The 8,437-nt window shown below is 77.3% G+C and carries 1 protein-coding gene; it reads right to left on the bottom strand.

What is annotated here, in order from left to right:
• Positions 1-8,437: type I polyketide synthase (locus tag C2L58_RS10630; RefSeq protein ID WP_146073567.1), on the bottom strand; the 8,437-nt coding region annotated here is incomplete at both ends.

Genomic DNA, 8,437 nt, shown 5'->3' with positions numbered 1-8,437 from the left:
AGTTGACGGCGCTGCCGCGCAGCACGGCGAGCACCGGGTGGCCGAGCCGCCGCGCGTCGGAAAGCCGTTCCACCACGAGCATGCCCGCGCCCTCGGCCCAGCCGGTGCCGTCGGCGTCGGCGGAGAAGGCCTTGCAGCGGCCGTCCGGGGCCAGCCCGCGCTGCCGGGAGAACTCGACGAACGTCGCCGGGCTGGCCATCACCGTCACGCCGCCGGCGAGCGCCAGCTCGCATTCGCCGCTCGACAGCGCCCGTGCGGCGAGGTGCAGCGCCACCAGCGACGACGAGCACGCGGTGTCGATCGTGACGGCGGGCCCCTCGAGCCCGAAGGTGTAGGCGATCCGGCCCGAGGCGACACTGCCGGCGCTGCCGCTGACCAGGTAGCCCTCGTGCTCCCCGGTGGCCGCACCGGCCTGGTGCAGGCGGGCCCCGTAGTCGCTGTACATCACGCCGGTGAACACCCCGACCGGTTCGCCGCGCAGCGTGGCCGGGTCGATGCCCGCGTGTTCGAGCGCTTCCCAGCCGGTCTCCAGCAGCAGCCGCTGCTGCGGATCGGTGGTGAGCGCCTCGCGCGGGCTCATCCCGAAGAACTCGGGATCGAAGTCGGCGGCGTCGTGGAGGAAGCCGCCCGCCCGGGTGACGGACTTGCCGGGCTCGTCCGGCGACGGCGAGTACAGGTCGGCCGGCCAGCCGCGGTCGGCCGGGAACGGCCCGACGGCGTCGGTGCCCGACAGCACCAGCTCCCAGAGCTGCTCCGGCGTGCGGACGCCACCGGGGTACCGGCAGGCCATGCCGACGATGGCGATCGGTTCGCCGGCGGTGGCGGCCGCGCGCGCGGCCGGCTCGGGCGCCTGCTCGCCGAGCACGTCACCGAGCACGAACCGCGCCAGCGCGGCCGGCGACGGCTGGTCGAACACGACGGTCGTCGGCAGCGCCACGCCCGTCTCGGCCATCAGCCGGTTGCGCAGCTCGACCGCGGTCAGCGAGTCGAAACCGAGATCGGTGAAGGCCCGCGCGGGATCGACGTCCGCCGCGGAACCGTGGCCGAGCACGGCGGCGACGTGGCCGCGGACCAGGTCGAGCGTGACGGTGGCCCGGTCTTCGGCGGGCACGGCGGCGAGCCGGCGGGCGAAGGGCACCGCGGCGGCCGGCCCCGCGGTGCGGCGGGCCGGTGCCGTCCGGTCCGCGGCGGTGAGCCGCGCCGCGACCAGGTCCGGCCGGCCGGTCGCGAGCGCCGCGTCGAACAACGCCAGCCCCTCGTCCACGGGCATCGGCGTGAGGCCCGTTCGAGCGAGCCGGGCGACGTCCGCGGCCGTCAGGTCACCGGCCAGGCCCGGCCCCTCCCAGAGGCCCCACGCCACCGACGTCGCGGGCAGGCCCTGGGCGTGGCGAAGGCGCGCGAGCCCGTCGAGGAAGGCGTTCGCGGCGGCGTAGCCGGCCTGGCCGGGATTGCCGAGGGTGCCGGCGACCGACGAGAACAGCACGAACGCCGCGAGCCCGCCGGTCAGCTCGTGCAGGTGCCACGCGGCCGCGGCCTTGGGGGCGAACACCGCGTCGCATTGCTCGCCGGTGAGCGCTTCGACGGTGCCGTCGTCGGTGATCCCGGCGGCGTGCACGACCACCCGCAGCTCGGCGACGGTGCCGAGCAGGGCCGCGAGGTCTTCGCGGTCGCCGGCGTCGCAGGCGGCGACCCGCACCCGGGCACCCAGCCCGGTCAGCTCGGCGACGAGCTCGGTGGCGCCCGGGGCGTCCGGGCCGCGACGGCTGGTCAGCACGAGGTCGCGGACCCCGTGGCGCCGCACCAGGTGCCGGGCGACGGCGCTGCCGAGGTGCCCGAGGCCGCCGGTGACGAGCGCCGTTCCGCCGCCCGGGAGCGTTCGGCCCGCCGGGGTGTCCAGGGCCGCCAGGTGGGGGGTGAAGATCTGGCCGCCGCGGATCGCGACCTGGGCTTCCCCGGTCCCGAGCGCGGCCGCGGTGACCGCCGGTGCCGCCGGGTCGGTGTCGAGCAGCACGAAGCGGCCGGGGTGTTCCAGCTCGGCCGTGCGGACCAGGCCCCACACCGCCGACGCCGCCGGGTCCGGGGTGCCGTCGTGGCCGGGAACGCCGGCCGCGCCGCGCGTGGCGAAGATCAGCCGGGCCGGCGGTTCGCGGGTCAGCCAGGCCTGGACGTGCGCGAGGGCTTGGTGGAGCAGCTCCGGCGCCGCACCCGCCGGCACGGGCAGCAGGACGTCTCCCGTGGTGTCCGGCAGCGGGGCGGACCAGCCGGCGGTCACCGGCTCCGGCGCGGGTTTTCCGGGCCCAGCCGGCCGCCACCGGAGTTCGTGCAGCCGGCCGGGCCCCCGCACGGCGAGCCGGCCGGCGGTGACCGGGCGCAGGCGCAGCGCCTCCGCCGAAAGGACCGGGGCACCGGCCGGATCGGTGACCAGCAGCGCGTAGTGGCCGGCGCCGGCCGGGGTCAACCGGACCCGGACGCCGTCCGCGCCCGTCGCGTGCAGCCGGACGTTCGACCACGCGTACGGCAGCCGGAGCTCGGGGAGGTCGAGGTTCGCCAGCGCCAGGACGTGCAGCGCGGCGTCGAGCACCGCGGGCCGCAGCGCGAACGCCTCGTCCGTGACGGGCGGAGCGGCCTCGGCGTAGAGGTCGTCGCCGTGCCGCCAGGCCGCGGTCAGGCCCCGGAACAGCGGCCCGTACTCGTAGCCGCGCCCGGCCAGCCGCACGTAGGCGTCGCCGACGTCGATCGCGGTGGCGCCGGCGGGTGGCCACGCCGTGAGATCGCCGGCCGGGGCGTCGCCGCCCGGGGACAGCACGCCGCCGGCGTACCGGGCCCACTCCGCGCCGCCGTCCGCCCGGGCGTGGATCTCGAAGGGGCGCCGGCCGCGCTCGTCCGGACCGTCGACGGTGACCTGCAGCGAGGTGCTCCCGTCGCCGGGGGCCAGCGGTGCCTCGATCGTCAGGTCCTCCACCAGCGCGCACCCGACGTGGTCGCCGGCCCGGAGGGCGAGCTCGACCCAGGTGGCGGCGGGCACCAGCGGGGTGCCCGCGACGGCGTGGTCGGCCAGCCACGGGTGGGCGTGCCGGGACAGCGTGCCGGACAACAGGGCCCCGCCGCGGCCCGCGAGGTCCACCGACGTGCTCAGCAGCGGGTGCCCGAGCCGGTCGCCGGCCGGCGCCGGGGGGTCGAGCCAGAACCGCTGCTCCTGGAACGGGTAGGTCGGCAGGTCGGTGGCCCGCGCGCCCGGCAGCCAGGCGGTCCAGTCCACCGCCGTCCCGCGGACGTGCGCGGTGGCGAACGCGGTGGCGACGGTGCGGGCCTCGGCCCGGCCCGGGCGCAGCAGCGGGACGGCGGTGAGCTCCGGGGCGCAGTCGGCCACGGCCGAGCTGAGCGTGCCGTCCGGGCCGAGCTCGAGGCAGGTCGTGACGCCGTGTTCGGCGAGGCAGCGCACACCGTCGGCGAAGCGCACCGCCCGCCGGATGTGCTCGGTCCAGTACTCGGGCGAGCCGAGTTCGGCGGCCGTCGCGACCCGGCCGGTCAGGTTCGACACCACGGGGATGGCCGGCTCGTGGAAGGTGAGGCCGGCGGCGACGCGGTGGAACCCGGCCAGCGCGGAATCCATGTGCGGGGAGTGGAAGGCGTGGCTGACCCGCAGGCGCTTGACCTTCCGGCCGGCGGCCCGCCACCGCTCGGCGAGGGCCACGGCGACGTCCTCGTCGCCGGAGACCACGACCGACGCCGGGCCGTTGACCGCGGCGATCGTCACGGCCTCGCCGTACCCGGCGAGCTCGGCGGCGATGTCGGCTTCGGCCGCCCGCACGGCGATCATCGCGCCGCCCCGCCGGGCGGCGTTCATCAGCCTGCCCCGTGCCGCGACCAGTTCGGCGGCGTCGGGCAGGGAGAGCACCCCGGCGACGTGCGCGGCCGCCAGTTCGCCGACGGAGTGCCCGAGCAGCAGGTCGGCGCGGACGCCGTGGTGCCCGGCGAGCCGGAAGAGCGCGACCTCCAGCGCGAACAGGGCGGGCTGGGCGAGCTCGGTGCCGGTCAGCGCGTCGGCGTCGTCGGCGAACATCGCGTCACGCACGGGCAGCGAGCCGAACGCCTCGCACACCTCGTCGAGGGCGCGGGCGAACACCGGGGAGTCCCGGTGGAGCTCCCGGCCCATTCCGGCGCGCTGGCTGCCCTGGCCGGTGAACAGGAACGCGGTGCGGCCGCCGTCCACGACGGAACCGGCCACCCAGCTCCGGCCCTCGAGCCCGGCGAGCAGTTCCGCCCGGTCCCGGCCGAGCACGACGGCCCGGTGCGGCAGCGCCGCGCGGCCCGCGGCCAGGGTGTGCCCGGCGCCGGCGGGGTCGGTGCCGGGTTCGCGCAGCCACGCGGCGAGCCGGTCCGCTTGCGCCGCCAGGGCTTCCGGGCTCTTGGCCGAAAGGGGGAGGACCAGTTCCGCCGGCGACGGCGCGGGTTCTTCCGGCGCGGCCGCGGCCGGTTCCGGCAGTTCGAGCACGGCGTGGGCGTTGGTCCCGCTGATGCCGAAGGACGACACGGCCGCGCGCCGCGGCCGGCCGCGGTCCGGCCAGCCGACCGGCTCGGTGAGCAGCCGGACGGCACCGGCGCTCCAGTCGACGTGCGGCGACGGCTCCTCGGCGTGCAGGGTGCGGGGCAGCCTGCCGTGGCGCATGGCCTGCACCATCTTGATCACGCCGCCCACGCCCGCGGCCGCCTGCGTGTGCCCGATGTTGGACTTCAGCGAACCGAGCCAGACCGGGTCGCCGCCGTCCCGGTCCTGCCCGTAGGTCGCGAGCAGGGCCTGCGCCTCGATCGGATCGCCGAGCGCGGTGCCGGTGCCGTGCGCCTCGACCGCGTCGATGTCCGAAGTGGACAGACCGGCGGCGGCGAGCGCCTGGCGGATCACGCGTTGCTGGGCGGGCCCGTTGGGGGCGGTCAGGCCGTTGGACGCGCCGTCGGAGTTGACCGCCGTGCCGCGCACCAGTGCGAGGATCGGGTGCCCGTTGCGCCGGGCGTCGGACTCGCGTTCCAGCAGCAGCAGGCCGGCGCCTTCGCCCCAGCCGGTGCCGTCCGCGCCGGCGCCGAACGACTTGCACCGGCCGTCCGCGGAAAGCCCGCCCTGGCGGCTGAACTCCAGGAAGATGTGCGGGCCGGCGATCACCGCGACGCCGCCGGCGAGCGCCAGCTCGCATTCGCCGTCGCGCAGGGCGCGGGCCGCGAGGTGCAGGGCCACCAGCGACGAGGAGCACGCCGTGTCGACGGTGATCGCGGGACCTTCGAAGCCGAAGGTGTAGGCGATGCGTCCCGAGGCGACGCTGGCCTGGTTGCCGGCGAGCAGGAATCCCTCGAACCCGTCCGGTGCCGGGGTCAGCCGGGCGCCGTAGCCGCTGTCCATCACGCCGGTGAACACCCCGGTGCGGCTGCCGTGCAGGGTCTGCGGATCGATGTTGGCGCGTTCGAACGCCTCCCAGGCCGTGCGGAGCAGCAGGCGTTGCTGCGGATCGGTGGCCGCCGCCTCGCGCGGGCTCATGCCGAAGAAGGCGGCGTCGAAGAGGCCGGCCCCGGGCAGGAACCCGCCGTGCCGGGTGGCGACCTTCCCGGCGCGGTGCGGATCGGGGTCGTAGAGCTCGTCCAGGCTCCACCCGCGCCCGGCCGGGAACCCGCCGATCGCGTCGGTGCCGGCGTCCACGAGCCGCCACAGGTCTTCGGGACCCTGCACGCCACCCGGGTAGTGGCAGCTCATCGCGATGATCGCGATCGGCTCGTCGGCCTGGACCGCCGTCGCCGGGCCGGTGACGGCGGTCGTGCCGAGGAGTTCCGCGCGCAGGTGCCCGGCGAGCTGCGCCGGGGTGGGGTGGTCGAAGATCAGCGTGGCGCTCAGGCGCAGGCCGGTGGTGGCGTTGAGCCGGTTGCGCAGCTCGACCGAGGTGAGCGAGTCGAAGCCGAGGTCCTTGAACGTCCGCTCGAGCTCGAGCGAAGCGGCGTCGGCGTGCCCGAGCACCGTCGCGGTCTGGGCTCGCAGCAGCTCGCGCAGCCGGCGGTCCTGTTCCGCGGCGGGCAGGCCGCGCAGGCGATCGGCCCAGGACGCGGGCGTGCTTTCGGCGGCGGCCCGGCGCAGCGGGGCCGGCACCAGGCCGGCGAAGATCGGCGGTGGCGCGGCCTGGGCCCGCAGGGCGGCGCGGTCGAGGCGGACCGGCAGCAGGTGCGGACGGCCGTCGGCCAGCGCGCGGTCGAGCAGGGCGAGCGCGGGCCCGGCGGCCAGTGGCCGGATCCCGGACCGGGCCATCCGGGCGACGTCGCCGCGGCCGAGGTGCGCGGTCATGCCGCCCTCGTCGGCCCACAGCCCCCAGCCGAGCGAGGTCGCGGGCCGCCCGGCGGCGGCGCGGTGCCGGGCGAGTGCGTCCAGGAAGGTGTTGGCGGCGGCGTAGTTCGCCTGGCCGGCGTTGCCGGCGACCGCCATCACCGACGAGTAGAGGACGAACGCGGTCAGGTTTCGGTCCGCGGTGAGTTCGTGCAGGTGCCAGGCGGTGTCGAGCTTCGGCCGCAGCACGGTTTCCAGCTGCTCGTCGGTGAGCGTGCCGACGGTGGCGTCGTCGAGCACGCCCGCGGTGTGGAACACCGCGGTCAGCGGCCGGCCGGCCGGGATCGCCTCGAGCAGACCGGCCAGGGCGGCCCGGTCGGCGGTGTCGCAGGCGGCGGTCACGACGTCCGCGCCGTGGGCGGTGAGCTCGGCTTCGAGTTCGGCGGCCCCCGGGGCGGCCGGCCCGCGCCGGCTCGCGAGGAGCAGGTGCCGGACGCCGTGCGTGCCGACGAGGTGCCGGGCCAGTAGCCCGGCGAGGGCACCGCTGCCCCCGGTGATCAGCACCGTCCCCGCCGGGTTCAGCGCGGTGCGGCCGGGACCGGCGGCGGCGCCGGTGTCCGGGACGAGCCGCGGGGTGAGCACCGCGCCCGCGCGCAGGGCGAGCTGGCCGGCATCGGTGCCGGCGACGGCTTCGAGCGCTCCGGCCGGTTCGGCGTCCGTGTCGGCGAGGACGAACCGGCCCGGGTGCTCCGACTGCGCGGAGCGGACGAGCCCCCAGACGGGGGCGGCCGCGAGGTCGTGGACGGTGTCGTCGGGGCCCGCGGCGATCGCGTGCCGGGTGAGCAGCACGAGTTTCGTGCCGGCGAGCCGCTCTTCGGCGAGCCAGCGGCGCAGCAGGCCGAGGGTGTCGCGGGTGAGGGCGTGGGCCGAGCCGGGCAGGGGACCGTCGCCGGTCAGGCACGTGACGACCACGGAGGGGAGCGGATCCGCCGCGAGCAGCTCCTCGACGTCCGCGACGACCGGGAGCCCGAGGCCGCCGGTCCCGAGCGCGACCCAGTCGCCGGCGATTTCCGCCGGGACCGGCGAGGTCTCCGTCCAGTCCACTGTGTACAGATCGGCGCCCTGGCCGGGGCCGGGGAGGCCGGCGGCCATCGGGCGCAGGACCAGGGACCCGGCGGTGAGCACGGGGGCGCCGTCGGCGTCCGCGAGCTCGAACGCCGCCCGGTCCGCGCCGGCCGGGCGCAGCCGCAGGCGCGCGACGGCCGCACCGGTGGCGTGCAGGGTGACGTCCGACCACGCGAACGGCAGCCGGGGCGGCCCGTCCTCGCCGGGTGCCGCGACCAGGAGGTGGAGTGCGGCGTCGAGCAGGGCCGGGTGGATCGCGTGCCCGGCGGGGGTGGTGTCGCCGGTGAGCGCGAGTTCGGCGTAAACGGTGTCGCCGGCGCGCCACGCGGCGCGCAGGCCGCGGAACACCGGCCCGTAGCCGTAGCCCCGCGCGGCGAGCTCGTCGTAGGTACCGGCCAGGTCGACCGGTTCGGCCCCGGGCGGCGGCCACTCGGTGAAGGCGGCCGGTTCGGCCGCGGCCGTGGCGAGGACACCGGTGGCGTGGCGGGTCCACGATTCCTCACCGGACTGTCGCGAGTGGACGGTCAGGGTGGTGTCGGAGACGGTCAGCTGCAGGTGGACCGCCGAGTCGCCGAGGGGCAGGGGCGCTTCCAGGGTGAGGTCCCGCACGCCGGGGTGACCGGTGTGGTGCGCGGCGTGCAGGGCGAGGTCGACGAAGGCGGCGCCGGGCAGCAGCGGCGTGCCCTCGACGGCGTGGTCGGCGAGCCACGGGTGCGTGGTCAGCGAGAACCGGCCGGTGAAGACGGTGCCGGTGCCGTCGGCGAGCGGGAGCGCGGCCGACAGCAGCGGGTGGTCGTCGGCGGTGAGCCCGAGCTTGGCCGGGTCGGCGGTGCCCGCCGGGGTGTCGAGCCAGTAGCGCTCGTGCTGGAACGGGTAGGTGGGCAGGCCGGTGTGCCGGGCGCCGGGGAAGACCGCGGTCCAGTCGGGGGTGGCGCCTTCGGTGTGGGCCTGGGCGAGGGCCGTGACGAACCGGCCGAGGCCGCCGTGGTCGCGGCGCAGGGTGCCGAGGGCGGT

This window comes from Amycolatopsis sp. CA-126428, assembly GCF_002904335.1.
GTDB lineage: Bacteria > Actinomycetota > Actinomycetes > Mycobacteriales > Pseudonocardiaceae > Amycolatopsis.
Note: the sequence above shows the minus strand (reverse complement) of the source record. Positions and strands in the feature narration are given on the sequence as shown.